At 70.4% G+C, this 1,502-nt stretch carries 2 pseudogenes; both read left to right on the top strand.

The features are described 5' to 3' along the window. Positions 1-496: pseudogene (locus I0Q12_RS24565) on the top strand (DoxX family protein); the annotation flags it as partial. A 103-nt stretch (positions 497-599) separates the two neighbouring features. Next, a pseudogene (locus I0Q12_RS33785) lies at positions 600-1,502 on the top strand (helicase); the annotation flags it as partial.

Genomic DNA, 1,502 nt, shown 5'->3' with positions numbered 1-1,502 from the left:
CGCGCTCGGGGACGGTCTGCACGCGGTCGGCGAACGTGTCCGTGCGTTGACGGGCGATGCAGCCGAGCTCGCGGAAACCGCCCGTGGCCAGGGAAGTCATCTCCTCGAAGTCGCGAAGGACCGCGCCCCGGTCATCGCGGAATCCGCGCGGGAACGCGGTTCCGGTCTCGCGGAGGTCGCCCGGGAGCGCGGCGCGGAACTGCTCGAGGTCGCCCGCGAGCGTGGGCCCGAACTCGCCGAACTCGCCCGGGAACGCGGCACCGAACTCGCCGAACTCGCCCGCGAGCGCAGCGCCGAACTCGCCGAACTCGCCCGCGAGCGCGGGCCCGAACTTGCGGAGACGGCGCGCGGCCGCGGCCTCCGGTGGTGGGAGACGGCGCGCGAACACGGAACGGAATGGGCACACATCGCCGAGGAGCAGGCCGCGCTTCGGGCCCGGGAAGCCCGCGCGCTGGCCGAGGAGGCGCGCGAACGACGGCACCACCTGGCCGGCTGACCCCGGCTGATTCTGCACAGCGCCGCGGACGGCACTAGACTTCTCGGGCAATTCTGTCGACGCCCGCACGACGCGCCGACACATCACGACCCGAGGAGACCCTTTGCCGTCCGACGGCCTGTCGCACCCTGATCACGAGCGTGAGCAGGCATACCTGTCGATGCTGTACGGGCATCTCGATTCGCTGCGCGAATACGCACAGACCCGGCTCGGTCGGGTGCTGCTCGAGACCGGCGGCACGCCCCAGGCGCGCAGCGAACGCGAGTCGTTCACGCAGATGTACACCGAGGACCTCGCCAAGTACGACGCCGCCGAGCACGGGTTGTGCTTCGGCCGCATCGACGTGCGCAACGGCACCGACGGGTCCCATCCGGGTGACGTCGACGGGGGCAACTCCGACGGGATCGACGACACCGAGGTCCGGTACATCGGCCGTCTCGGAATCCTCGACGAGGCCAACGACTTCGAGCCGCTGCTGCTGGACTGGCGGGCACCGCTGGCGCGGCCGTTCTATCTCGCGACCCCGGCGGCACCGGAAGGTGTGATCCGCCGCCGTCACATCCGCAGCCGCGGGCGCACCGTGACGGCGCTGAACGACGAGTACCTCGATCTCGAGGTTGCGCAAGCGCACGGCACGACGACTCCGGCGGGCGGTGTCGCGGGCGAATCGGCGCTCCTCGCGGCGTTGAACGCGGCCCGTACCGGTCAGATGCACGACATCGTCGCCACGATCCAGTCCGAGCAGGACGCCATCATCCGCTCCGAACACAAGAGCGTCCTCGTCGTGCAGGGCGGTCCCGGGACCGGCAAGACCGCGGTCGCCCTGCACCGTGCGGCGTACCTGCTGTACACGTACCGCAAGCAGCTCGCGAAGGCGGGCGTGCTCATCATCGGCCCGAACTCGACGTTCCTCGACTACATCGGCCAGGTGCTGCCGTCGCTCGGTGAAACCGGCGTGCTGCTGTCCACGATCGGCGACCTGTATCCGGGTGTGCGTGCCGAGCTC

The sequence above is a fragment of the Rhodococcus sp. CX genome, assembly GCF_015865005.1.
In the GTDB taxonomy this organism is placed as follows: Bacteria; Actinomycetota; Actinomycetes; order Mycobacteriales; family Mycobacteriaceae; genus Rhodococcus.
Note: the sequence above shows the minus strand (reverse complement) of the source record. Positions and strands in the feature narration are given on the sequence as shown.